Raw genomic sequence first — 25,888 nt, 5'->3', positions numbered from 1 at the left:
CTCTCTTGTTTTAGAATTGGCACCAAGCCGTTTGTGCCACTCATAACATCATTCTAACGCCAAGAGGTCATAGGGGGATAACATGTTAGATGATGACAGCCCCCTGAAAGGCCTTGAGTACACTGCTGACGTTACTGATAGAAAAATGCACTGAAATGCAGCCGCTTAGCAGTGATCGGTTTTGCCAGTTTGGGAGGACTTGGGAGATAACAGAGGGAGAGGGGAATCATATGAAGGCTTTATGGAGCCCTATCTGATAAATGGTCCTGGCCCTATGTTAGCTCCAATGTCTTTTTGGATGTGAGCGGGGAGCTCACGTATATCCAATTGCTTAGGTCCGCGTTTCACTGGAATGAAAAGGCTTTCCAGTTTTCTACGTAATACATTGAAAATATTGACTGATAATTTCTCTTTGTGAGTTCCAACGGTGCAGTCTGCCATGTGTTTCTCCTGTTGTTGCTGGGAGAATTAATGCCGGAGGTTGCATTTGCAGTCCAATTGAATGTAGGGATGAAAGCATAAGGAGATTTTATCAAGGATGCCGAACAGTCTGCCGCCACTCAACGCTCTTCGTGCCTTTGAAGCCGCTGCAAGACATTCCAACTTCACCCGCGCTGCGGAGGAGCTGGGAATGACGCAAGCGGCGGTGAGTTATCAGATAAAAGTGCTCGAAGATCGCACCGGCACACCCTTGTTTAAACGGGTGGGAAGACAGGTTGTTTTGACGGAAGCAGGTGCGCAGCTTGCGACAGTCGCAAGCGAGGCTTTCCAGTCCATTCGCGCTGGTTTTTCGGCAGTGCAAGGGACGCAGGATGGGAGGCTGAAGCTAAGCGTGGTTCCCACCTTTGCCATGAACTGGCTCTCGTTGCGCATCGGCGAGTTTCAGATGGCAAATCCCAAAATTGCTGTTCAGTTGGAAACCACTGGTGACATTGTCGACTTTGCATCCTCTGACGTCGATATCGGGATCAGAAACAGCCCCAAAAAGTCGCCCGGATTATGCTGTCACAAACTCGCAGAGATTACGTACACGCCAATGCTATGTCCAAGGCTTGCTGAGAGCATCGGCGGCGTACATAAGCCTGAAGACCTGCTGAAACTTCCCATTATTGATACCGGTGATCCTTGGTGGAGAAACTGGTTTGAAGCTGCAGGGGTGAAGGATCCCGATTTCTCAAACCAACCCGTTTCTCAAATGGGCACGCAAGCTGTTGAAGGAAACATCGCCATTGCAGGGCATGGGGTCGCGATTTTGACGCCGTTGTTCCATTCAAGCGCATTGCGAGATGGCCTGCTTATCCAGCCCTTCGAGTTAAAGTGCACGGCTGAAAATCCTGTGTGGCTGGTTTACCGTGAAAAGCAGAAAAACCACCGGAAAATAAAGCTGTTTCGTGACTGGATACTAAACGAAATGGAAATAGACAAAGCCTGCTACGCTGTCTGATCCCGTTAGGCAGATTTTACTGGACAAGCTAGGGCAGGTTTTGTCCGTGCGGCACTCTGCTTAAATCCAGTGACAGCAGCGTGTGAAACGCGAAGAACCAGATTCTTCAAAATGTGCGTTGGGCGGAACTGCAGGTATTCGTTTTTGCAGCTTGCCGTTTCAACGGCTCTCTCCCGCATGTAGATTTATTTTCTCAATCAGCACATGTATCGGCAATTTTCAGGGCGCATGTGCCTCTTAAGTGCTTCAGGAATAGAATAGTGTTTCTCGTGCTCCGAATTTTGAGACAGAGCGCCTTTCCCCCGTTCGGGCGCCTGAAAAAAATCTTTTCTACGCCTCCAGTCAGCTTTGGAATGCCATGCTGAGCTTAGAGTAGCTCTACTCTGTACACTCGCAGCCAATGAAGTGCATTCCCGAAAAGTGGGAACCGGTTTTCCTACAAGAATTCACTCCAGCATAAATGATCCCAAAACGCTTGGAGAGCGCAATGGCTTTGGTAGAGAGCTACAACACACAGCAGGACGAGAGCAATAAACTCGCTGTCTTTCCGACCTTTCATAAGGTTGAAGGCAAAATGGTTGTTGTTGTTGGCTGTGGTGATGAAGCTGCTGCGAAAGTGAGGCTTCTGGCGCAAACCAAAGCACACATCCGCGTTGTCAGCCATGAGCGCCCAAGTGCAGCTCTGGCAGAAGCGGTTGCCGATGCCGATGGCGTTTTCATGCTCAGCCTATTCAACCCGGCTTATCTGGATGGCGCAGCCCTCGTATTTGCTGCCACCGATGAAGAAGAGCTGGACCGCGAAATCGTGGAAGCCGCTCGCGAGAAGGGCATTCCGGTTAACGCAGTGGACCGCCCTGAGCTATGTGACTTTTACACCGGTGCGATGGTCAATCGTGCACCTGTTGCCGTGGCAATTACCTCAACAGGCGTTGGCCCTGTTTATGCCCGCCACATCCGCGCACAGGTAGAAGCTCTGTTGCCTCGGGAGGCCGGTCAACTCGCAAGGTTGGCAGATAGTTTCCGTGCTACAGTTGGTAAGCTGATGCCTTCGGGAAGCGCGCGTCGCCGCTTTTGGGCTGAATTTTTTTCAGGTTCCGTCGCTGCGAACACTTTTGCTGGTGAGACACAAAAGGCCCTGACCGAAGCGCATCGCTTGCTGAACTCCGAACAGGACCAGAAGGGATACGTCTGGCTCGTGGGTGCAGGCCCGGGAGCGGAAGATTTGCTGACCCTGCGCGCACAGCGCGTCCTGCAGGAAGCAGATGTGATTTTCTATGATGCGTTGGTACCGGATGCCGTGGTTTCCATGGGCCGCCGCGATGCAACACGCATCAGCGTAGGAAAACGCAAAGGAACGCACAGTTCAACGCAAACCCAGATCAACCAGTTATTGGTCTCTGCCGCCAAGTCCGGCAAGCGGGTTGTCCGCCTTAAAGCCGGGGATCCGATGGTGTTTGGCCGGGCTGGAGAAGAGATTGCCGCGCTGCGAGAGCATGACGTGGACTTTGAGATTGTGCCCGGTGTCACCGCAGCTTTCGCCGCTGCAGCCAGCGCTCAAATACCTTTGACATTACGCGGTGTTGCCTCCTCGCTAGTGTTCGCCACCGGGCACAACCAGAACGGAGATGTCCTCCCGGACTGGGCGGATCTCGCACTCAACGGTTCCACGACTGCCGTCTACATGGGCCGCACCGTGGCGGGGAAAGTAGCCAACCTGCTCGCTAAAGCAGGTTTGGACTTATCCACCCCGGTCATGGCCATTGAGAACGCAGCCCAGACAAAAGAACGCAATTTTGCAGGTACCCTGCATGACCTCTGTAATTTCGAGCATCACGACAGCGTCACCGGACCCACACTTATCGTCATCGGTAAGGCAGTGGCCCACGCAGACCAGTCACGATCGCTCCCGCTAAGCCCATACAAATACGAGAAGTTACCGGCTGTGGTCGCAGCCTAGGGAGACCCCTGATGAAAACTATTACCGCCAACAGACTGGTCGATGGTGATGTCGTCTGGCTCGGCCACAACGGAGAGTGGGTCGAGTTTGTTGAAGCCGCCTGGGTTCTGAGCTCTGACGAAGACATGACCAAAGCTCTGGACTTCGCGAAAGCCGGTGAAGAAAAGCAATATGTTCTCGGCACTTACGCGATTGATCTGGAACTGAAAGACGGCCACCTGCAGCCAAAGAGCCTGAAAGAACGCATCCGCGCCCAAGGGCCAACCACACGCCTTGATCTCGGCAAGCAGGCCGAACGCCATTTGCGTTCTGCCTAAGTCCTTTTAAATTCTGGAGTATTTCAATGTATCGCTACGACGAATTTGATCGCGACTTTGTCAATCAACGCGTAACCCAGTTCGAAGATCAGGTCCGCCGCCGCATGTCTGGTGAGCTGACTGAAGACGAATTCAAGCCCCTGCGTCTGATGAACGGCCTGTACCTGCAGCTGCACGCTTACATGCTGCGCGTTGCTATTCCATACGGCACGCTCAACGCCACCCAGATGCGTAAACTTGCCCATATTGCAAGGACTTACGACAGAGGCTACGGCCACTTCACAACGCGTCAGAACGTCCAGTTCAACTGGCCAAAGCTCTCTGATACACCGCAGATTTTGCATGAACTTGCCGACGTTGAGATGCATGCCATCCAGACTTCAGGCAACTGTATTCGCAACGTGACCTCCGACCAGTTCGCCGGCGCCGCCGCCGACGAGTTCGCAGACCCTCGCGTTTACGCCGAAATCCTGCGCCAATGGTCTTCTCTGCACCCGGAATTTCTGTTCCTGCCACGCAAGTTCAAGATTGCGATTACTGGTGCTGAACAGGACCGTGCAGCTGTGCAGGTGCACGACATTGGTCTGCAGCTGACCCGCAATGAAGACGGGGAAATCGGCTTTGTGGTCTTCGTCGGTGGTGGTTTGGGCCGTACGCCGATGGTTGGCCGTAAGGTACGGGATTTCCTACCTGAAAAAGATTTGCTGGCTTACAGTGAGGCGATCTTACGCGTCTACAACCGCTATGGCCGTCGCGATAACAAGTACAAGGCCCGCATCAAGATTCTGGTTCATGAAACCGGTCTGGAAGAGCTGAAGCAAGATATCGAAACAGAGTTCGAGGCAACCAAAAACGGCATCCTCAACCTGCCAAACGAAGAAGTGGTTCGCATCAACGAATACTTCGCACCGCCATCTTTTGATGCTCTGCCAAAGATCAGCACTGAGCTGGAAGCAGCGAAGCGCGAAGACCGTGATCTGGCCCTGTTCTCCAGCCGCAACCTGAACGCTCACAAGGCAGAGGGTTACACATCTATCACCATCTCGCTGAAGCCAATCGGCGGAGCACCAGGTGATGCGACTGCGGACCAGATGGATGTAATTGCTGATTTGGCAGAAAGGTTTGGACATAACGAGCTGCGTGTTACACACGAACAGAACCTCGTACTGCCACACGTGAAGCTGCAGGATGTCCCCACTGTCTTCAAGATCCTGAAAGCCAATGATCTGGCAGATTCCAACGCTGGCCTGATCACCGACATGATCGCTTGCCCAGGCTTGGATTACTGCGCTCTGGCAAATGCACGCTCCATTCCGATTGCTCAGGAAATCTCCAAGCGATTTGAAGCGGTTAAGCGTCAGAATGAGATCGGCGATCTAAAGCTGAAGATCTCCGGCTGCATCAACGCCTGTGGTCACCACCACGTTGGCCACATCGGCATTCTGGGTGTAGACCGCAAAGGCGAAGAGCTCTATCAGATCACGCTGGGTGGTTCTGCGGATCAGAACACATCCATCGGCAAAATCATTGGTCGCGGCTTCCCTGAAGCAGAAATCACTGATGCCGTTGAAACCGTTGTCGACACCTATCTGGCAAACCGGCTGGACGAAGAAGAAAGCTTCATCGACGCCTACCGCCGCTTGGGTGATCAGCCATTCAAGGACGCTCTTTATGGAGCATAGTCAATCACATAAGGCCTCTTTGGAGGCTCAGGTGAAGTTGCTGAACCGGATGTATTCTGAGCGCGACGCTCAGGACATTCTGGAGCATGCTCTTAGGGAGCAGTTCGCCGGAGAGATTGCTCTGGTGTCCTCCTTCGGTGCTGACAGCTCCGTGCTGCTTCACATGGTGTCACAGATCGACGTCCGTACCCCGGTACTGTTCGTCGATACTGGCAAGCTGTTTGGCGAAACCAAGCGCTATCGTGACGAACTGGTTGAACAACTTGGCCTTTTGGACGTGCGGGTCATCACGCCTGAACCAGAAGACCTCGCTGAGAAAGACCCGAAAGGTGCTCTCTGGGCATCTGATACTGACGCGTGCTGCCACATCCGCAAGGTGGTTCCGCTGGCAAAAGCGCTCGGTGGTTTCGAAGCTTGGATTTCTGGCCGTAAGCGCCATCAGGCCAGCACACGCGCCAGTCTTGAGCACTTCGAGCTGGAAGAAGGGCGCATCAAGGTGAACCCACTGGCAAACTGGACTGCAGCTGAAGTGCTTCAGTACGCCAAGGACAACGGCTTGCCTCCGCATCCGCTCGTGGCAGAAGGGTACCCTTCTATCGGCTGCATGCCTTGTACAGACAAGGTTGCTCCGGGCGAAGACCCGCGCTCAGGCCGTTGGCGCGGTCAGAACAAAACCGAATGTGGAATCCACTTCTCAAGTGCGTCCAAGGGCGGCGCAGCCCAAAGCATCTGAGGTTCAAATGACAACAGAACTCAAACAGACCACTGAGATCTTCAAGAACGACAAGATCGTCGCAGATGACTGGGCTTACATCGCAGATGATGAAGCCCTGCCAACAGAAGGCAAACTCATCTTTTCACTGGAGCGCTTTCTGAAGGAAGAACAGCAGCTTAAGCAGACCAACCTGACTTTGGGTGTCGTTCTGCGTGCAGGTGAAAAGGCAGAGGAGCTTTCTGACCATCTTGAAGCCCTTGAGCTGGTCGCTGTGGACTTCCCTAGCTTTGCTGATGGCCGTGGTTTTTCCGCAGCACGCATTCTGAGGGACGGCCTGCGTTACGGTGGTGAGATCCGCGCCGTTGGTCCATTCATTCTGGACCAGATTGGCTTCATGCTTCGCGTTGGCATCAACAGCTTCGCGCTGGACAACCCGCGTCTTCGTGCGGATCTGGAAGCTGGAAACCTCAATGAGGTCACTGCTTACACCCAGCCGGTGTTTGCTAGAAAAGAAGCGCCCGCTGGTACAAGACCATGGGCGCGTCGTCCAATGTGATCAGAGTTTCTTATTTGGAAACAAAGAGAAAAGGCGGGTAACTTACCCGCTTTTTTTTATTCTGCTAGTTGCGCTTGAAGCTGGTTGGATGCAGACAGCATCTTTCCGTTAAGCTTCAGGAACAGCCAGACCGTTGCGATCTGAATGACAATCAATGGTGCATACAGAGCGAAGTAAGCAATGGACATTGAGCCGAGGACGCCAAGCTTCACAAGACCTGCGTTGATCACGAAGTTACCGAAGACGAACAGTGCAACACCTGGGCAAACCAGAGCGTAAGAACCTGGTGATTTGTCTGGACCTGCGATCCAGCGGTCATAGTAGCCAACTCGCTTCATAACAGCCCAGCCGATCAGGCCAAACAAGATCTGGATTGCGAACAGGCTGATCAGGAAAACATAGATACCACCAGCAGTTACAGGCGCATCAAAGTTATGGGCAAGGCTCATTTTGATGCGGAAGATCGCGATACCAACAACAGTCAGGAACGGAATGACAATCCAGAGTGTTGGTGTGGTCTCGCCTGCTGCCTTGTGTTCCATCATGGACCGGAAACCGAGGATCAGCTTGATGGTACCCATCACAATCGCGGCACCAATAAACAGTGCACTACCCGCAATACCGATCGCTGCGATCACCTTGGTATGGCTCATAGCTGCTGGAGCAGAGAAACCAACACCGATCATGGCAAAGGCAAATACCGAAACCATCTGGCCAAGGCTGTTGTTCTTCGCACATTCATAACCGCCTTCAGTCAACACACGGGAGATGAAGTCCAGATAGATGCGGAAACCCAGAACCCCAACGGCTGCAAAGGCCAGAAGAGAGAATGGGAAGAGCACTTCGCGGATATCCCAAAGGCCTGGAACGAACACCGCGCCAACAATAAAGCTCACATTGACGGTCATCGCCAGAGCTAGCGGAATGGTCATCAGCTGGCTTTCCGCATTGGAGTTCTTAAAGCCTTCAAAGACCTTGGTTTTCTTCCACTTGCCATACTCTGAGAAGTTCCAGAATAACAGGCGGAAGTGCAGGACGGAAAAGAAAATGATGCCAAGAGAAGCCACGATAATCAGAGCCTGCATGGCAAGGGAGCCTGTGCTGAAGGCTTCTGTCAGCGACGCGAAGTTGGCGATTGGAGATCCTTTATGCGGGGTCATCCACATCAGGTACATAAAGAAACTGATAGCAAGGCCGCCTGCACCTACGGCGGACAGGAAGTACAGAGGCGAATACCGCTCACCTAAATTGCTAAGATAACGCATTGGGCTAATCCTCTATTTGAATCTGTATATTAGAATATTAGAAAATACTAAAATAACAAGAAGAAAAATGAAGATGAGCTTGTGTTCCGAATAACCTATTGGAAATATTAGTTTATCACTTTGGAAAACTGTTCGGGATGAAGAGCGCTGGGGGACGCAATGCTCTGCTTAAGACAAAGGTGCTGGCTGGCTGTTGAGAACAATAGATGAACAAATTTCCGTTTAATTTACTTCACGCCTGACCTACCCTTGAAGTCCCCGCCCGATTCTCTGGAGCCGCCCGGCCATGTCATCTTTTTATCGTTGGATTATGAATCTGGTTGATCCCTTTGAGCTTAAGGAGATCGACTGGGAAGGAAGAACGCACTTCCAGCACCTCATCCGCCTGATGCTCAGATATCCGAAACAGACGGTTCTGCTATCGATCCTTGTCTTCGCTGAAGGTATCCTTACTGTCCTGATGCTCTCATTTGTTGGTGTTCTTGTAGACCGCATGGAAGCCACAGGCGTTGCTGGCTTCTGGGAAGAAAATCAATACTTTATCATTGGTACAGCCATTTGCTTTCTGGTTTTGCGGCCACTATTCTCGCTTCTCGAAGCCTTCTTCATGTCGCTCAACTTTCACAACAACATGTCGGTCGCAACGCGAATGGAGTTCTTTCGGCGCCTGATCGGCCAGGACATGGCCTTCTTTCAAAAGGAGTTTGCGGGAAACCTGACAAGCAAAACATGGATGGGCGGGCGCGAAGTGGCAGACATGTTTGCCATGGTTTCAGTGGCGATCTTGCCGAACATTGTCTTTATCGGCACCATTCTCTTTGCGTTGTCATGGATGCATCCCATCCTGGGAGCAGTCCTTTTGGTCTGGATGGCTTTGTTCGCAGTGGCTTCCTATTATCACGTGCCCCGCATCAAGAATGTTGCAAAGATTGGGGCAGACAGCGCACACCGCGTAAACGGTGCTCTGGTCGATATTTATGCAAATATTCAAACGGTTAAACTCTTTCAGGGAGACCGGGGAGCCCTCTCTTATTTCGAGAACCACATGCGCGAGTTCCGCGATGTGGTACATCTTTTCAAAGCAGAACTTTCCAACTCGCGTCTGTCCGTCACGCTGCTCAGTATTCTTGCGCTAGGAGCCATGGGGGCCGCTAGTCTCTGGTTCTGGTTGAACGGTTTCATCACAACGGGTGAAGTAGCCATCATTCTCGGCTTCGTGATCCGGTTGGAAAGCAAACTCTTTGAAGTGCTGTCTATGTTGACCAACCTGTTTCGAGGCTACGGCACGTTCAAGTCAGCCATCAGCATCCTCTCGCGCCCGTATGGTTTGACGGATGCAGAAGAGGCCAAAGAGTTCTGCTATGAGAAGGGCTTGATTGAGTTCAACAATGTAGACTTCGCCTATGGTCAGCAAACAGCTATTGTAAAAGACCTGAACTTCGCTATCCAACCAGGCGAGAAGGTTGGTATCGTTGGCCATTCTGGGGCTGGCAAGTCCACAGTCGTCAATCTTCTCTTGCGCATGTATGACGTTGAAGGCGGAGCAATCACCATTGACCATCAGGATGTACGAGACGTCACACAGGAATCCTTGCGGGCAGAAATCGGACTCGTAACGCAGGATACTTCCCTGTTCCATCGATCTATCTTCGACAACATCGCCCTCGGAAAAGATGATGCGACTGAAGAACTGGTGCGCGAGGCTGCACGTCGAGCGCACGCCTTGGACTTCATTGAAGAGCTGGAAGATGACAAAGGCCGCAAAGGTTTGGAAGCCTATGTTGGAGAGCGCGGCATCAAGCTTTCAGGTGGGCAACGTCAGCGCATTGCGTTGGTGCGCGTGTTTCTGAAGAACCCGCCAATCCTAATCCTTGATGAGGCAACATCAGCGCTGGATACCAAGCTGGACGCTGACATTCAGGAAATTCTGAACGACGTGATGAAGGACAAAACCACACTCGCCATTGCCCACCGGTTGACCACGGTGGCCAGGATGGATCGTCTGATCGTCATGGACAGAGGCCAGATTGTTGAAGCTGGAACCCATGCTGAACTGCTGGCTAAAGACGGCCTTTATGCCGAGCTGTGGCACAATCAGTTTTATGGAGTGAAGAACACCGAAACCGTTCTCACGCCAACAGCAGCTCAATAAAACTACCCCAAGAAGAGAATTGCGCCGCCCTCCCACATGATCTAGCGTTTGGATGACCTGCACAAAGCTTATCATCCGAGGGGGGCGGTATGACCGAGTTTGGCGCGACACTCAGTTCTCAGAATCTGAAGAAATATAGAGCTCTTATCAATGGGTTGCAGTGTGATGCTTCCTCTGGCGAAACCATTGATATGATCTGCCCAAGCACCGGCTTGCCCTACGCAACGATTCCTCGGTGCAGCGCTGCAGATGTTGGAAAGGCCGTCTCCTCAGCCCGATCAGCCCTTGAATCCTCTGAGTGGTCCAGAATGTCTGCCGGTGAGCGCGGGCAGTGTCTGCTAAAGCTCGCAGAGCTTGTTGAGGCAAACAAAGACCATCTTGCCGAACTAGAGTCTCGGGATACCGGCAAGCCTCTCAGCCAGGGCTATGGCGATATCGCAGCCGCGATTCAGTACTTCAGGTTCTACGGCGGGGCTGCTGATAAAATCACAGGTGAGACCCTTCCAATCGCTGCAGACTACCTCGCTATGACTATCCGCGAGCCTCATGGTGTTGTTGCGTCCATCGTGCCATGGAATTACCCCATGCAGATCTTTGCCCGTGTTGCAGGGGCATCCCTGGCAATGGGCAACACATTGGTCGTCAAACCCTCTGAAGATGCATGTCTTTCTGTCATCGAAACCGCAAACCTCGCATTGGAGGCTGGTTTCCCAGCAGGCACACTCAACATCCTGACTGGCTTGGGCGAAGAAGCAGGAGCTGCGCTCTCCTACAATCCTGAGGTAGACTTCATCACGTTCACCGGCTCTCCGGATGTGGGCGCAATGATCCAATCCGCAGCAGCTCGTAATCACATTGGCTGTACTCTGGAACTGGGCGGTAAATCTCCCCAAATTCTCTTTGAGGATGCTGACCTCGGCAAAGCTCTACCGATCATTCAGGATTGTATCTTGAAGAACGGCGGCCAAACCTGTTCCGCTGGCTCCCGTTTGCTTGTGCAACAAAGCCGTTGGGAAGAGGCAGTAGACATGCTCAGATCCGGCTTCAGAAGCGTTGTCTCAGGCCAATACAAAGACTGCCTCGATCTTGGCCCTCTGATCAATGCAAGCCAGCTACGGTGCGTTAATGCCTTTTGCGAGCAAGCCGAAGCAGACGGCATTCCTTTAATCGGGGAGGGCACAATCGCCCCAGATGCGCCCACCGAGGGCTATTACACCACAGCCAAGGTCTATGGTCCGGTGCCAATCGACCATCCTCTTGCACAGGATGAGGTGTTCGGCCCTGTCTTGTCAGTGATACCATTCCGCACCGAGGAAGAGGCCATCCGCATTGCAAACGGCACAGCCTATGGGCTTGTTGCGGGCATCTGGACCAAAGACATCGCGCGGGCCACACGCGTAGCAAAAGCCATTCGCTCCGGTCAGGTCTTTGTAAACACCTACGGTGCCGGAGGAGGAGTGGAACTTCCATTTGGCGGGGTCAAGAAGTCAGGCCACGGCAGGGAAAAAGGCTTTGAGGCATTGAAGGAATTTTCTGCTTTAAAAACCATTGTCGTCAGCCATGCTTAAAGCTGACCAATACACGCGGGGAGGGAAAGCGTGTCAGGAAGATTGGAAGGAAAAACTGCAATAATCACTGGCGGTGCTGCTGGCTTCGGCGAAGGCATTGCAAGAAAATATGCGCAGGAAGGTGCAGCGGTCGTCATCGCTGACCTCAATGGAATAGCAGCTGAGAAACTGGCAGATGATATCGGCGACAACGCCTACTTCATTGAGACAGATGTCACTGTCCGCTCAGATGTGAAAGCCATGGTGGCTCATGCTGTCGAAAAGACAGGACGTCTGGACATTATCGTCAACAACGCTGGCTACACCCACCGCAATTGCCCGCTCACGCAAGTTGATGAAAACAACTTCGACCGTATTCTTGAGGTCAACACCAAAGCCATCTACCTGACGACCCTGGAAGTCTTGCCAGAGATGGAAAAGCAAGGCGGTGGTGTCATCATCAACACCGCCTCAACAGCTGGCATACGGCCACGCCCGGGCCTCACATGGTATAATGCTTCCAAGGGCTGGGTTATCACTGCAACCAAATCCATGGCCGTTGAACTTGCTCCTCAAAACATCCGCGTCAACGCCCTGTGCCCGGTTGCGGGCGAAACCGGAATGCTGGAGCTATTCATGGGCGAAGATACGCCGGAAAAACGCCAGCAGTTTCGGGAGAGCATCCCTCTTGGGCGCTTCTCAAGGCCAGAGGACATCGCCAATGCAGCACTCTGGCTTGCCTCGGATGAAGCACAGTTTATCACTGGTGTAGCTTTGGAAGTCGACGGGGGTAGGACAATCTGACAGCTTATGGCGCCGTCAGATTACATAGCGTCAAGAGTGGTGGCTGAGGAAGTTACAATGCGGTTGCGGCCGGATTTTTTGGCTCTGTAGAGGCAACGGTCCGCAACCCGCAGAGCACTCGCCATTGTGTTCTCGTGGCCCGCTGACAGTCCAACGCTGATGGTCGGCGCAAACGTACGCTCATCGTTGCCGGGGTCCGTTACAGGCATGGAGCTTCTCAACTCAGAGAGAAACTGTTTGGATGTAGGTTCATCAATATCTGGCAGAGCAACACAGAACTCATCGCCCCCAATCCGGATAGCCACGCTTTTGGGTGGAAGAAGATCAGAGATGCGATGCGCCACAGAGATAATCAGATTGTCTCCGGTCTCATGGCCAAACTTGTCATTGATCTGCTTAAAGCGATCAATATCGATCATGGCATATCGCATAGCCTTGCCAGCTCTGATCTGGTCTTTGTGGAGCTTGTCGACCGTGTTGTACAAATGCCGGCGGTTGAACAAACCCGTCATGGGATCACGGTGCGCCATCTCGGTGAGTTCAGTGATACGGTCCAGCTGATTGAGGTTCTGCGAAACGCGCAACATCAGCTCCTCCGGCGTACAAGCCTTATTGAGGAAGTCATTGGCGCCTGACTTGAGGAACTTCGCTGTGAGAGCAGGGTCGTCTGTTGCTGAGATACCGATAACAGCAAGCGTGTTGAAGCTGTGCGTCCGGCGGATTTGCGTCATCACCTCAAAGCCAGTAGCACCTGGCAGCAAGTGGTCGATGATAATTAGCTTGATATCAGGGTTTTGCTTGAGCTTCTCGAGCGCCTGCTCACCAGAAGTTGCAGTGATCACTTGCAGGCAATACAGCTGCAGCCGCTTCTTGAGCAGTGCAAGGGCATGCGAAGAGTCATCAACGATCATGACTTTGGTGTTCAGGTTCCGATCGACACGGTTCACCAACTCCCCAAGATATCCGAGACTTGCAGGGGAATCCTTCAGAACGTAGTCAACGATACCCTTCTTCAGAATGGATCGGCGAGTGGTCTGGTCAAACCGTCCGGAAAACACAATCGTAGGTAGGCCTGCGTTGATGGTCAGGTCTACGACTTCACCATCTGGCGCATCTGGCAGCGTCAGATCAACAAGAGCAAGGAACGGCTTTACCTTTCCTTCTTCCAATATTGCTTTTGCCTGAGCATACGTTTTCGCCGTCGTGACATGGTAATGCCCCGCACGCTCAATCTCGCTTTCAGTAACGCGAGCGAAGAAATTGGCATCCTCAACGAGAAGAATACTCTTTTTCTGATCTGGCATGTGATGTCCTCAAAAACCAGCAAATGCGATTATAATTGCGTTTGCAACCTATTAACCGCCATCAATAGCCTCGAATATGGCTTGTAATAAACAATATTTGAAATGTATTTAAAATTAGACATAAAGTTGTGATAAAATTAAATAAAATCAAAAATTGCATGAAAGAATAGAATTTAAGAAATTAAATACCCAGTAAATGCAAAAATATGTAAGTATAATTTCATATATGATCACATTTATGTGATGTTTTAACGAAATTTAGAGCCGTATATGTATTTGTAATTAGTTAAATTCAAAGTCTTAATCGGTTTAAATTTTACGATCTTGAAAGTATCTCTTCGTAACTATGCTGCTTAGGACCTCAACGAATATTGTTAGAGATTAAGTTGTTGCATCTCGAGAGTCGCAACTATGGGGTGTGGTATCCACAGTTTCGCGCGTAAACCACCCCCTTGAGAGTCGGAATCAGACGTTCATGAGCAGGTACTCACGCTCCCAGGCGCTGATTACTGACATGAAAGTCTCGTACTCTTCCAGTTTGATAGCACGATAAGTCGCCACGAACTGTTCACCAAAGATACCGAGCAAATCATCGTCAGCTTCAAATTCATCAACTGCATGCAGCAGCGTCCGCGGCAGCTTGCTCATCACCTCACTGTTGTCCGTATCAAGAGGCTTATCCGGAGTGATGCCTTTCTTGATGCCTAGATACCCAGCCGCCAGACTCGCGGCGATCACCAGGTAAGGATTTGCATCAGAACCCGGAACGCGGTTCTCCAGCCGTCGTGCATCAGGAGACGAACTCGGAACACGCAATCCAACTGTGCGGTTGTCATAACCCCAGAACAGATTGGTCGGTGACCCACTGTCGCGCGCAAAGCGGCGATAAGAGTTCACATAGGGTGCCATAATCGGCATCAAGGCTGGCATGTAATGCTGATGCCCGCCGATGAAGTGATAAAATGCTGGTGTCGCTTCATTCTCGGCGTTGTTGAAGATGTTCTGGCCAGTCTCACGGTCAAGGATAGACTGGTGAATGTGCATGGAAGAGCCCGGCTGTGAGGACATCGCCTTCGCCATGAAGGTGGCGTAGATGTTGTGCCGCAGTGCAGCCTCACGAATGGTGCGCTTGAACATGAACGCCTGATCCGCCAGTTCCAGCGGATTGCCGTGACGCAGATTGATCTCCATCTGCGCAGCACCTTCCTCATGAATGAGCGTATCAATTTCAAGCCCTTGGGCCTCTGAAAGATCGTAGATATCGTCAATCAGCTCATCAAACTCATTCAGTGCAGAAATTGAATAGGATTGCCTCCCGACTTCAGGACGTCCCGATCGACCAACAGGTGGTTCCAGTGGGTAGTCAGGATCAGTGTTGGGCTTCACCAGATAGAACTCTACTTCTGGGGCGATAATGGGTTTCCATCCCTCAGCATCGTAAAGCTCAAGAACGCGTTTCAAGACATTGCGTGGAGCAATCGGGAAAGGCTTGTCATCTTTGGTGAATGCATCGTGTAGCAACTGAGCCGTCGGGTCTGTCTCCCATGGCACGACTGTCAGCGTAGAATAGTCTGGTTTGAAATAGAGATCGCCATCCGTTGGATTGTACTTAAAGCGATCGTCATCTTCAGGGTAGTCGCCGGAGATAGTCTGCGCGAAGATGGAAGAGGGCATTGTCAGCGTGTTGCTGCTGAAAAACTTGTTTGTTGGCATCATCTTGCCGCGGGGCACGCCTGCAACATCAGGCACAACACACTCAATATCTCCAATGTTCCGGGCTTGCAGCCAGGTGCGCGCTTCCTCAAGGTTGCGCACACCGCGCATATTGAGCGCCGCTTCATCATCCGAATTAATTTCAGAACTCATAGGATATCCAATAGGTTCACCGTCAAATAGTCATGACAGTCATTCACTAATAAAATGGGAAATCAGCTCTTTGTGGCTGCTAGAAGAATCCAGTTTGATCTCTGGATGGAAAGCTAGTTTAGCAGAGATGCTTCTATCTCCCAAATATCCTTGGACCTTAAAACTCTGACTTTGCCTTTTGGTCGCGAGGCAAAGATATTTTGGTTTAGAATTTTATCTGCAGCCAAAAGCAACTTCTTTTCTTCCTCAGGGGCAATTAGTGATGTGTGCTTTCTAACCCGTTATCTCATTGATAAACTGCAGTTTTGAGAAGGAGCTGCGAAAAACTTCTGCATTAGCACTCTCCCAATCTCGAGTTAGCTTCATGGGTAGGAGTGCGCCGGATCAACGATTGGCCTGATACTCAGCTGCGTCCAACAAGGTCGACCAGATTTCTCCCTACGGTAGCTATCGAAAATCTGTATAAAACGACCGCATTTTCTCCAAAGTAACGATGTTTAGCCAACCTGCTATGGACACAGATTAATGCTACTCAGTAGAAATCCGAATGCCTCAGGAATATCACCTGAGCGGGATGCTGCATGCTCACTGTGCGCCTTCGGCATTCCCATAAAATATTGGTTTGGAATGTAGGCCGAAATTAATCCGTCACCAGAAGGATAGACCATGGCGGCTGTATGCAGAGGTGAGCGGCGAAAACGCCCGCAAAACCTCTGTTTTTGAAATTGGAGTATTTGAGAATGAAAAGAATAATTCTGTTGTCAGGAGCTGCGGCACTCGCGCTTTCTATGTCAGCCGCTCTTGCCGAAGATCGAGTGGTAAATGTTTACAACTGGTCCGACTATGTTGACGCACAAGTTCTCAAAGACTTCGAAAAGGAAACAGGAATCAAGGTCAACTACGACACTTTCGATTCCAACGAGGTTCTGGAAACAAAGCTGCTGACTGGCAAAACCGGTTACGATGTTGTTGTTCCCAGCGCTACCTTCCTCCAGCGCCAGATCCAGGCTGGTGTCTATCAAAAACTCGATAAAGATCTGCTCCCAAACCTCAAGCACATGGATCCACTTCTGCAAGAGCGTATTGAAGTGTTTGATCCAGGCAATGAGTTCTCCGTCAACTATATGTGGGGCACCTCAGGGTACGGCGTGAATGAAGAGAAAATCCGCGCCTTGAATCCAGATGCACCAATCGGCAGTTGGGATCTGCTGTTTGATGTTGATGAGCTCTCCAAGATTGCTGATTGCGGCGTATATGTCATGGATGAGCCGGATGAGATGTTCCCGGCGGCAATGCATTACCTGGGCCTCAATCCGGATTCCAACAGCCCACAGGATATTCGCAAAGCAGGTGAGCTTCTGGAAGCCATCCGTCCTTACATCCGCAAGTTCCACAATTCTGAGTTTGTGAACGGCCTTGCAAATGGAGACATCTGCCTTGCCTATGGCTGGTCCGGTGACGTGCTTCAGGCAGCAGATCGTGCTGCAGAAGCTGATAAGGGCGTTGAAGTCACTTACATCCTTCCAAACGAAGGCGCTCAGATGTGGTTTGATCAGATCGCAATTCCAGCTGATGCAGAGAATGTTGAAGAGGCACACGAGTTCATCAACTATCTGATGCGCCCAGAAGTGATCGCAAAGATGTCGGACTACGTCTACTACGCAAACGGCAACAAAGACGCGACGGTTCTGGTGGATGAGGAAGTGACCTCAAATCCAAACATCTATCCAACAGATGAAGTGAAGCAGCGTTTGTACACGATCGGTGCCAAGCCGTTGAAGGCACAACGCATCATGAACCGCACGTTCACAGCCGTAAAGACAGGTCACTAAAACCAATTGGCCTTTGAAGGTGGAGTTGTCTCACATACTGCAGCTCCACCTTAAACTATTGAACAAACAGGCCATCGAAAGGGATTGGAGTATTGGCGAAGAAACCGCTGGGTCCTGTACGTCGCGCATTTTCACCTTGGGGCGACCCGAGCGAGCAGCCCTATATTGAATTTCGGAATATCACGAAGCGTTTTGGAAATTTCGTAGCCGTCGATAATCTTTCCCTCAAGATCTACAAGAGAGAGTTTCACGCTCTGCTTGGTGGCTCAGGATGCGGCAAAACCACATTGATGAGAATGTTGGCTGGATTTGAAGCGCCGACAGAAGGTCAGATCTTTCTTGAGGGACAGGATCTTGCCGGTGTTCCGCCATACAAGCGTCCAGTGAACATGATGTTCCAGTCTTATGCCTTGTTCCCGCATATGAATGTTGAGAAGAACATCGCGTTTGGACTGGAAATGGATGGTCTTCCTGCCAAGGAAATCAAAAGCCGTGTTCATGAGATGCTCAGTCTGGTGAAACTGGAAGGCTTTGCCAAACGCAAACCACATCAGCTTTCAGGCGGTCAGCGCCAACGCGTAGCTCTCGCAAGATCTCTCGCCAAACGCCCAAAGGTGCTGCTTCTGGATGAACCGCTTGCAGCTTTGGACAAAAAACTCCGCGAAGAAACGCAGCTGGAACTCATCAACTTACAAGAGCAGTTGCGTATGACCTTCCTCATTGTGACACACGACCAGGAAGAGGCGATGACGGTGGCTGATCGCATCTCTGTCATGGATAAGGGCAAGATACTGCAGAACGCCACTCCGGGTGAAATCTACGAGCAGCCTAATTCTCGCTTTGTGGCGGAGTTTATCGGTGACATCAACGTTTTGGATGGTCAGGTCACGAAGAAGGAGAATGAGGACGTTCAGATGTTCTCATCCGTTCTGGGCAACCATTTGGATGTGCGCTATCCGACACCTGCCAGCGTTGGGGACCATGCGGCTCTGGCAATCCGTCCAGAAAAAATGCGCATCTCCTTTGATAAGCCGGAACATCCCAGAACCAATGCTATTCAGGGGGAAGTCTGGGATATCGCCTACATGGGGGATGTCTCTATCTATCACATCAAGGTAGCGGAGACTGAAACCCTGCGAGCAATTGTTGCAAACACAACGCGCTTGGTGGAGCGCCCAATCACTTGGGAAGATCAGGTCTGGCTGTCATGGGACAGTGATGCCGGCGTCATCCTGACGCGATGAGGGGAGGCAGATGACAGATCCCAGCCTCTCTTCTACAGGCATCACCCGTTCCGAAACCGTGCCCGTTCCACGATATGAGCCAGAAGCGCCGGAAAATGCGCCGACCAATCCTAAAGGGGGCTGGGGCCGTTTTGCGCTTATTTGCGTGCCATACCTCTGGCTTCTCCTCTTCTTTCTGGTGCCCTTTGTCATTGTCGCAAAGATCTCCCTATCAGAAGCCGCAGTTTCAATTCCGCCCTATCTGCCTGTCATTGATTGGAGCAGAGGTCTTGCCGGCCTGTGGGAAGCAGCAGAGCGATGGTCACTCGACAATTATATTTGGCTGGCGGAGGATGCCCTTTATTGGCAGGCCTATGTCTCTAGTCTGCAAATTGCTTTCCTATCCACATTGCTGACTTTGCTGGTCGGCTTTCCAATTGCTTACGGCATGGCACGCGCTCCACGCAGCTGGCATCCGACATTAGTGATGATGGTGATCCTACCATTTTGGACCAGCTTCCTAATCCGTGTGTACGCTTGGATCGGCATTCTCAAAACAGATGGTTTGCTCAATCAGGCATTGATCACGATTGGTATAATCGATGAGCCGCTGGTCATCCTCAACACCAGCATCGCTGTCTATATCGGTATCATCTACTCCTATCTGCCTTTCATGGTGCTCCCGCTCTACTCCTCTCTTGAAAAGTTGGACACCACATTGATTGAGGCAGCAGAAGACCTTGGCTGCCCGCCATGGAAGACATTCTGGCGTGTCACGGTTCCTCTAGCTCTACCGGGTATGATTGCGGGTTGCTTCCTCGTCTTCATCCCCGCTGTTGGCGAGTTTGTCATCCCAGATCTCTTGGGCGGCTCTTCAACCCTCATGATCGGTAAAACGCTCTGGGTCGAGTTCTTCTCCAACCGCGATTGGCCAGTCGCCTCTGCTGTGGCCATCGTCCTTCTGGCCTTGCTGATCATCCCAATTATGTTGTTCCAGCGGCATGAGACCCGTCGTACTGAGGGGGATGGGTGATGCCGTCGAAACCAAGCTGGTTCAATCTCACATCGCTGATCTTGGGCTTCAGTTTCCTCTACTTGCCAATCGTTATCCTGATTGTGTTCTCATTCAATGAGTCACGATTGGTAACGGTATGGACCGGTTTCTCAACCAAATGGTACGCCTCTCTGCTTCAAAACGAGCAGCTTTTAGAAGCCGCATGGGTCACGCTTCGTGTCGGCCTCACATCAGCCACACTGGCCACTGTGCTTGGAACGTTGTCAGCGCTGGTTTTAGCAAGGCAGGGGCGCTTTTTTGGACGAACTCTATTCTCCGGCATGATCTACGCACCGCTCGTGATGCCAGAAGTCATTCTCGGCTTGTCTCTACTGCTGCTCTTCGTAGCCATCGATCAAAACCGTGGTTTCTGGACAATCATGATCGCCCACACCACATTCTCAATGTGTTACGTGGCAATCGTAGTCCAGTCTCGTCTCTCGGGCTTTGATAGATCCTTGGAAGAAGCTGCCATGGATCTGGGATGCCCACCTGTCCGCACGTTTTTCCGCATCACGTTCCCACAGATCTTCCCGGGCGTGCTGGCAGGCTGGATGCTGGCTTTCACTTTGTCACTGGATGATTTGGTGATTGCGAGCTTTAACTCAGGGCCGGGATCCACGACCCTGCCAATGAAGATCTATTCGCAAGTCCGTTTGGGGGTCACGCCTGAGATCAACGCCATTTGCACCATTCTAGTCGCTCTGGTGACTGTTGGTGTCATCTTTGCCTCTCTCCTCACAAAGCGGCAAAGACTAAAGCGCATGGAAGAAGAGCGACTCGCAGCAGCCCACCTTTAGGAAACTTCATGAATCTGGGAGGTTTTTTCGCGCAATTGTGCACTGCAAACACTCATTCCTCCCAGCTTTATGGTTTTCACCTCAATAAATAGTCGTTCTCGGTACAAAGAGCACTTGGCGAGGACATAAAACACGTCTATCAACGGTGACGTCGCTATACCTATTTTCCCTAGGAGGGAAAGGCAGGATGCTGACACTGATGGATTTGTCAGATCCTGTTGCCAGCATGAAAAGGCGGTATTGCTTGCGTTCTGGGGAATGAGAAACGTGAGTTTTACCAACTCATGTATTGGGAGTTTATAATGAATAAAGTTTATCCAAGTGCTGCCGCTGCTCTGGAAGGACTTACCTTTGACGGAATGATCGTCATGGCAGGTGGGTTTGGTCTCTGTGGCATTCCTGAAAACCTGATTATTGCGCTGCGAGATTCCGGCGCAAAAGACCTGACCGCCATCTCGAACAACGCAGGTGTTGATGACTTCGGTCTGGGTCTGCTGTTGCAGACACGCCAGATCAAGAAGATGGTGTCTTCTTACGTTGGCGAAAACGCAACCTTCGAGCGCCAGTATCTGGATGGTGACCTTGAGTTGGAGTTCAACCCTCAGGGTACTCTGGCAGAGCGTATTCGTGCAGGCGGTGCAGGCATCCCGGGTTTCTACACCAAGACCGGTGTTGGCACCCTGATCGCGGAAGGCAAAGAGCACAAAGACTTCAACGGTGAAACCTACATCATGGAAACCGGTCTGATCTCAGATCTGTCTCTCGTGAAAGCATGGAAAGCCGACAAAGAAGGCAACCTGATCTTCCGCAAAACTGCACGCAACTTCAACCCAATGATGGCAACTGCTGGTAAGACCACCGTAGTGGAGGTTGAAGAGCTCGTAGAGATCGGTGAGCTGGATCCGGATCAGATCCATACTCCGGGTATCTTCGTCGATCGTATCGTTGTTGGTTCATTCGAAAAGCGCATCGAACAGCGCACCACACGCGAAGCTTGAGGGAGGACATTAATCATGGCTTGGAATCGTGACGAAATGGCCGCCCGCGCGGCGAAAGAACTCCAGGACGGTTTCTACGTAAACCTTGGCATCGGTATCCCGACACTCGTTGCAAACTACATTCCTGATGGAATGAACGTTGCACTGCAGTCTGAAAACGGCATGCTCGGCATGGGGCCGTTCCCGACTGAGGATGAAGTCGACGCTGACTTGATCAATGCTGGCAAGCAGACCATCACAGAACTGGATCGCACCAGCTATTTCTCATCCGCAGATAGCTTCGGCATGATCCGTGGCGGTCACATCGACCTGTCCATCCTTGGCGCAATGGAAGTCTCCGAAGAAGGTGACCTTGCCAACTGGATGATCCCGGGCAAAATGGTCAAAGGCATGGGCGGTGCTATGGACCTGGTGGCTGGCGTTAAACGCGTTGTTGTCATCATGGACCACACCAACAAACGCGGTGACAAAAAGCTGCTGCATAAATGCGCCCTACCACTAACCGGCGTGAGCTGCGTTGACCGCATCATCACCAATCTTGGTGTGTTCGACGTAGTTGAAGGCGGCTTGAAAGTCGTCGAAATGGCCGACGGTGTGACCCTGGAAGAGATAAAAGAAAAAACTGAAGCAAACTTGGTAGACTAACCAAGCTTCATTCTGAGCAAGACAAGAGAGGGCAATTTGTCCTCTCTTTTTATTTGTAACTAATAAGAATAATTGTTAAATACGACCCTTCTCAACGAAGGTATCTGTTCTGTGATAACTCTGAATGAAGAGCAATTGATCGCGTCTGGTGGTATTCGCAACATCTATCAGCATCCGGAAAACCCGAAGATCTGCATTAAAGTAGACCGTAGTTCAGAGGGACCTGCTGCCGGCTCCACACAGGCGGAGGCGCAGCTTTTTGAGAAACTGCTTGATCAAAGAGGGCAGCGAGACTTCATTGCAATATCCAATTATAGAGGCCGAGCTGAGACCAATCTGGGCTTCGGTGCGATGTTTGATTTGATCACGGACGAAACATCAGGACGTCCCTCTCAAATTCTGATGAAGATATTGCAGGAAGATCAGTTATTTATCCAAACGGATCGCTTTAAAAAGGCTCTTAAAGTCTTTCGGCGTGATTTGGTGAAAGATGCCGTGTTGTGTCAGGACATTCGCCCATGGAACATTTGCGTCCAAGAACTCGCTGATGGAGAACTCAAACTTGTTCTAATTGATGGTGTTGGGCACAAAAAGAAGCAATGGTTTGAGAGCATCAAACCATTCATTCAAGTCAAGATGCTCTATTACTTCTTTAGTAAGTACATTTATCCGGAAAACCGTCTCCTTCAATTCTATAATAATCGGCGTAAAAGCTACGCTTGGAAACCGGGGCCTCTGTTTTCAAAAAATGCCGATGCCAAAGACGAACTAGATCTAAACTCATAATTTGGGGGAACTCTGGTCATGCCTCTTCAACGCAAAACCTACTCTTGCCTTCCTGAAGCAGTTGGTCCGTATGTGCATGCAGTAGCACATCAGGGAATGCTACACATCTCAGGTCTCACAGCTTTCGCGACTGATGCTCAAGCGCAGGCAGCAGATCAGCAGGCTAAAGAGATCCTGTCGCAGATAACTGCAGTTGCTGCGGAAGAAGGTGTAAGCCTTGCCAATCTGGTTAAAGTGACAATCTTTGTGACAGATTTGATTGAGCTGGGTGAGCTGCGATCTGTTCTTGCAGATGCTTATGGTGACAATCGGCCTGCCAGTTCACTCGTAGAAGTTCAGAACCTCTTTCACCCTGACTTAAAGATTGAAATCGAGGCGACATTAGCGCTCGATTAGAGCTGAAACGCTTGCTCCATTAAAGAAGATCAGGCATTGTGCGCTTCGGATTTCTGAATGATGGAGCACCGTGTGATCCCAATAGACGTACTGGCTGGTTTCTTCACCGTCACTGTTTTGCTGGCACTGGCACCTGGGCCGGATAACATCTTTGTGCTGACACAGTCCGCTGTGTGCGGGCGCATGGCTGGGATTGCGGTCACGTTGGGGCTTTGTACAGGTCTCATCTTCCATACAACAGCGGTTGCGCTTGGCGTTTCTGCTATTTTTCAGGCGTCTGAGCTGGCGTTTACTGTTGTGAAGGTGCTTGGTGTTGGTTATCTGCTGTATCTCGCTTGGGGAGCGTTCAGAGCAAAACCAGAGCCTGTTCAGCAGAACAGTAAGGTTGATCATTCTTCGATGATCCCGCTTTATCGCCGGGGCGTGATCATGAACATCACCAATCCTAAAGTCGCGATCTTCTTCCTTTCGTTCTTCCCGCAGTTTGTTGATCCTGCTTATGGTCCGGTCATGCCGCAGTTCTTGCAGCTCGGTATAGTGTTTATGGTTTCTGCTATTTTGGTTTTTGGCTCTATCGCCTTCGCAGCCGGTTCCATTGGCGATCGCCTGAGCAAGTCCGTAACAGCTCAAAAAGTCATGAACCGGATTGCGTCTGTTGTCTTTGTTGGTATGGCTCTGAAACTGGCTGCAGCGACGCGATAGCGAACGGGTTCAACTGCTTCTTATAAAAGAAAAGCCGCTGAGAAGTTCTCGGCGGCTTTTTTATTGTTCTAATTTCGGGTCAAAGTCACTCGGCAGGCATCATTGCTGCACCTTTTGCAGCTCGCGTGTTACCGCGCTTCTCCCGGAATGTATCAGCGCTTGTCTTGGCAAGCATGATAACCGGGATGATCCCAACCAGCACGATACAGAGCGCAGGCAATGCAGCGTCCTCAAAGGCCTCACGAGAGGCGGCATTGTAAACCGTAGTTGCTAACGTCTCGAAGTTAAACGGGCGCAGCAGCAACGTTGCAGGAAGCTCCTTCATGCATTCTACGAATGAAAGCAGCGTGGCTGACAAGATCACAGGCTTCATCAATGGCATATGTACACGGCCCAAGGTTCCCCAGGCAGTCTGCCCCAGGCTTCGGGATGCCATATCGTAATGCGGTGTGATCTTGCCAAAACCACCATCGATCTGACCGTAGGACATCGCCAGAAAACGCACAACATAGGCGTAGATGAGCGCAGTACCTGAACCGATGAGCAGAAGGCCTGTACCAAAACCAAACATGGCTTCTGCGCCCTCTGAGATCATGTTGTCGAGTGCAGCAACGGGGAACAAAATACCTACCGCCAGAATGGTTCCCGGCACGGCATAGCCGATGGAAGCAATGCGGCCCAATGTGGTGGTCACTTTGCTTGGGAACAGGCGGCGGCGATAAGCAAGGGTCAGGCTGATGCCGATAGAAACAGCGGCAGCCACAGCAGCGAGCCAGAGCGTGTTGCCTGCAGCAGCCCAGAGGGCTGGCTCAAACAGATCTTCAACACGTCGGCTCGCTCGGCTCAGCAGCAGCAGTGCAGGGAACACAAAGCCCAGCACAATCGGCAGCGCACAGACGACAGCAGCAACCCAGCCACGCCAGCCTTTCAGCTCGTAGCTTGGCAGAGCGCGATATGTACCGGTTGTCTGATGAAAACGCTGCTTACGACGACCGTAGTACTCGATAAACATCAGTGCCAGAACGAATACCAGCATGATAGTCGCGATCTGGGCAGCACCGGTCAGGTTAGAGCGGTTCAGCCAGGTATCGTAGACGGAGAACGTAAGTGTCTGAACGCCGAAGAAGGAAACAGCTCCAATGTCGTTCAGGCATTCCATCAATGCCAGTGTCACACCAACCACGATAGCAGGGCGCGCCAAAGGCAGTGCAACCTTCCAGAAAAGGCGTATTGGGCCAGCACCGAGCGTGCGGGAAACATCAAGAGCACAAGCTGACTGGATCAGGAAGGATGCGCGTGCGCTGAGATAAACATAAGGATAGAGAACAAACCCCATCACGAACATGGCGCCACCAAGAGAGCGGATCTCTGGGAACCAGTAGTCACGTGAGGTTTTAAAGCCGAAGATATCGCGGATCAGGCCTTGAACCGGGCCTGTGTAATCCAGCAGTTCCACGTAAGAGAAGGCGATAATGTAGGTTGGAACAGCGAATGGCAGCAGCAATGCCAGATCAAACCAGCGCCGCCCAGGAAAACGGCACATAGTAACAAGCCAGGCTGTGCTGACACCAACCACGAAAACGATAATGCCAACGCCAACCATCAACTGAAACGTGGTGGAGATTGAGCGCGGCAGAATGGTTGAAATTAGGTGCGGCCACAGATTGCCCGAAGACCCCATAGCCATAATAACAATTGCGAAAACCGGCATCACGACGAGGCCGGTTAAAAAGTAGGTACCAAACGCGAGAAGCCGCTCCCCTCGAGAAGAGGGGGCGGCAGTTCTGTATTGTGGCGATCCACTATGTCCGTGTCTGGATGTCATGGAATGGCTTCAACTCAA

22 protein-coding genes are annotated in these 25,888 nt (G+C 51.3%); 18 read left to right on the top strand and 4 right to left on the bottom strand.

Annotated features, from left to right (window positions below; translation table 11 throughout):
• Positions 1 to 538 precede the first annotated feature (538 nt).
• From AC3CB2_RS16495 to AC3CB2_RS16470, 6 genes are all read left to right on the top strand, one after another.
• On the top strand, positions 539 to 1,444 hold the full coding sequence (locus tag AC3CB2_RS16495; RefSeq protein ID WP_352934460.1) for a LysR substrate-binding domain-containing protein: 906 nt from the start codon (positions 539 to 541) through the stop codon (positions 1,442 to 1,444).
• A 487-nt stretch (positions 1,445 to 1,931) separates the two neighbouring features.
• On the top strand, positions 1,932 to 3,401 hold the full coding sequence (gene cysG / locus AC3CB2_RS16490) for a siroheme synthase CysG (protein ID WP_352934457.1): 1,470 nt from the start codon (positions 1,932 to 1,934) through the stop codon (positions 3,399 to 3,401).
• Positions 3,402 to 3,412: 11 nt separating this feature from the next.
• On the top strand, positions 3,413 to 3,718 hold the full coding sequence (locus AC3CB2_RS16485; protein WP_352934454.1) for a DUF2849 domain-containing protein: 306 nt from the start codon (positions 3,413 to 3,415) through the stop codon (positions 3,716 to 3,718).
• A gap of 26 nt (positions 3,719 to 3,744) precedes the next feature.
• Positions 3,745 to 5,400, top strand: coding sequence for a nitrite/sulfite reductase (locus tag AC3CB2_RS16480; protein WP_352934451.1), 1,656 nt, complete (start codon positions 3,745 to 3,747; stop codon positions 5,398 to 5,400).
• Between the two features lie 49 nt (positions 5,401 to 5,449).
• Positions 5,450 to 6,133 carry a phosphoadenylyl-sulfate reductase gene (locus AC3CB2_RS16475; protein ID WP_352935136.1) on the top strand — a complete coding sequence of 228 codons (684 nt, stop codon included), beginning with the start codon at positions 5,450 to 5,452 and terminating at the stop codon, positions 6,131 to 6,133.
• Positions 6,134 to 6,140: 7 nt separating this feature from the next.
• Positions 6,141 to 6,671, top strand: a complete 531-nt coding sequence (locus tag AC3CB2_RS16470) for a DUF934 domain-containing protein (RefSeq protein ID WP_352934448.1) — start codon at positions 6,141 to 6,143, stop codon at positions 6,669 to 6,671.
• A gap of 56 nt (positions 6,672 to 6,727) precedes the next feature.
• On the opposite strand, the gene AC3CB2_RS16465 is transcribed toward AC3CB2_RS16470, so the two are convergent.
• A complete protein-coding gene (locus tag AC3CB2_RS16465) occupies positions 6,728 to 7,936 on the bottom strand; it encodes a TsoY family (seleno)protein (protein ID WP_352934445.1) in 1,209 nt (402 codons plus the stop codon).
• 286 nt (positions 7,937 to 8,222) lie between these two features.
• Between AC3CB2_RS16465 and AC3CB2_RS16460 the strand changes: the two genes are divergently transcribed.
• The 3 genes from AC3CB2_RS16460 to AC3CB2_RS16450 all read left to right on the top strand — a co-directional run bounded on the left by AC3CB2_RS16460 (position 8,223) and on the right by AC3CB2_RS16450 (position 12,439).
• Positions 8,223 to 10,088 carry an ABC transporter ATP-binding protein gene (locus tag AC3CB2_RS16460; RefSeq protein WP_352934442.1) on the top strand — a complete coding sequence of 622 codons (1,866 nt, stop codon included), beginning with the start codon at positions 8,223 to 8,225 and terminating at the stop codon, positions 10,086 to 10,088.
• Between the two features lie 89 nt (positions 10,089 to 10,177).
• Positions 10,178 to 11,656, top strand: coding sequence for an aldehyde dehydrogenase family protein (locus AC3CB2_RS16455; protein ID WP_352934440.1), 1,479 nt, complete (start codon positions 10,178 to 10,180; stop codon positions 11,654 to 11,656).
• Positions 11,657 to 11,686: 30 nt separating this feature from the next.
• Positions 11,687 to 12,439 carry an SDR family oxidoreductase gene (locus AC3CB2_RS16450; RefSeq protein ID WP_352934437.1) on the top strand — a complete coding sequence of 251 codons (753 nt, stop codon included), beginning with the start codon at positions 11,687 to 11,689 and terminating at the stop codon, positions 12,437 to 12,439.
• 20 nt (positions 12,440 to 12,459) lie between these two features.
• Here AC3CB2_RS16450 and AC3CB2_RS16445 read toward each other — a convergent pair whose 3' ends face one another.
• Positions 12,460 to 13,743, bottom strand: coding sequence for a GGDEF domain-containing response regulator (locus AC3CB2_RS16445; RefSeq protein ID WP_054784237.1), 1,284 nt, complete (start codon positions 13,741 to 13,743; stop codon positions 12,460 to 12,462).
• A gap of 465 nt (positions 13,744 to 14,208) precedes the next feature.
• Positions 14,209 to 15,609, bottom strand: a complete 1,401-nt coding sequence (locus tag AC3CB2_RS16440) for a glutamine synthetase family protein (RefSeq protein WP_352934435.1) — start codon at positions 15,607 to 15,609, stop codon at positions 14,209 to 14,211.
• Between the two features lie 740 nt (positions 15,610 to 16,349).
• Between AC3CB2_RS16440 and AC3CB2_RS16435 the strand changes: the two genes are divergently transcribed.
• The 9 genes from AC3CB2_RS16435 to AC3CB2_RS16395 all read left to right on the top strand — a co-directional run bounded on the left by AC3CB2_RS16435 (position 16,350) and on the right by AC3CB2_RS16395 (position 24,045).
• Positions 16,350 to 17,441 carry a polyamine ABC transporter substrate-binding protein gene (locus tag AC3CB2_RS16435; protein ID WP_352934432.1) on the top strand — a complete coding sequence of 364 codons (1,092 nt, stop codon included), beginning with the start codon at positions 16,350 to 16,352 and terminating at the stop codon, positions 17,439 to 17,441.
• Between the two features lie 92 nt (positions 17,442 to 17,533).
• On the top strand, positions 17,534 to 18,685 hold the full coding sequence (locus tag AC3CB2_RS16430) for an ABC transporter ATP-binding protein (RefSeq protein WP_352934429.1): 1,152 nt from the start codon (positions 17,534 to 17,536) through the stop codon (positions 18,683 to 18,685).
• 10 nt (positions 18,686 to 18,695) lie between these two features.
• Complete coding sequence (locus AC3CB2_RS16425; protein WP_352934426.1) at positions 18,696 to 19,697, top strand: ABC transporter permease subunit; 1,002 nt, start codon at positions 18,696 to 18,698, stop codon at positions 19,695 to 19,697.
• Positions 19,697 to 20,518: an ABC transporter permease gene (locus AC3CB2_RS16420; protein ID WP_352934423.1), complete on the top strand. Its 822-nt coding sequence runs from the start codon at positions 19,697 to 19,699 to the stop codon at positions 20,516 to 20,518. Before AC3CB2_RS16425 ends, AC3CB2_RS16420 begins: the two co-directional genes overlap by 1 nt.
• A gap of 302 nt (positions 20,519 to 20,820) precedes the next feature.
• Entirely contained in the window at positions 20,821 to 21,516 is a 696-nt protein-coding gene (locus AC3CB2_RS16415) for a CoA transferase subunit A (RefSeq protein ID WP_014284048.1), read from the top strand.
• A gap of 15 nt (positions 21,517 to 21,531) precedes the next feature.
• Positions 21,532 to 22,161 carry a CoA transferase subunit B gene (locus AC3CB2_RS16410; RefSeq protein WP_008553169.1) on the top strand — a complete coding sequence of 210 codons (630 nt, stop codon included), beginning with the start codon at positions 21,532 to 21,534 and terminating at the stop codon, positions 22,159 to 22,161.
• A 72-nt stretch (positions 22,162 to 22,233) separates the two neighbouring features.
• Complete coding sequence (locus AC3CB2_RS16405) at positions 22,234 to 22,947, top strand: YrbL family protein (protein ID WP_352934419.1); 714 nt, start codon at positions 22,234 to 22,236, stop codon at positions 22,945 to 22,947.
• Between the two features lie 18 nt (positions 22,948 to 22,965).
• On the top strand, positions 22,966 to 23,343 hold the full coding sequence (locus AC3CB2_RS16400) for a RidA family protein (protein ID WP_352934416.1): 378 nt from the start codon (positions 22,966 to 22,968) through the stop codon (positions 23,341 to 23,343).
• A gap of 57 nt (positions 23,344 to 23,400) precedes the next feature.
• A complete protein-coding gene (locus AC3CB2_RS16395; protein WP_352934413.1) occupies positions 23,401 to 24,045 on the top strand; it encodes a LysE family translocator in 645 nt (214 codons plus the stop codon).
• A gap of 85 nt (positions 24,046 to 24,130) precedes the next feature.
• Here AC3CB2_RS16395 and AC3CB2_RS16390 read toward each other — a convergent pair whose 3' ends face one another.
• Positions 24,131 to 25,756, bottom strand: a complete 1,626-nt coding sequence (locus AC3CB2_RS16390) for an ABC transporter permease (protein WP_425328959.1) — start codon at positions 25,754 to 25,756, stop codon at positions 24,131 to 24,133.
• Positions 25,757 to 25,888 lie beyond the last annotated feature (132 nt).

The organism is Pseudovibrio sp. SCP20 (assembly GCF_057774105.1).
This window is presented reverse-complemented; position numbering and strand designations above follow the sequence as displayed.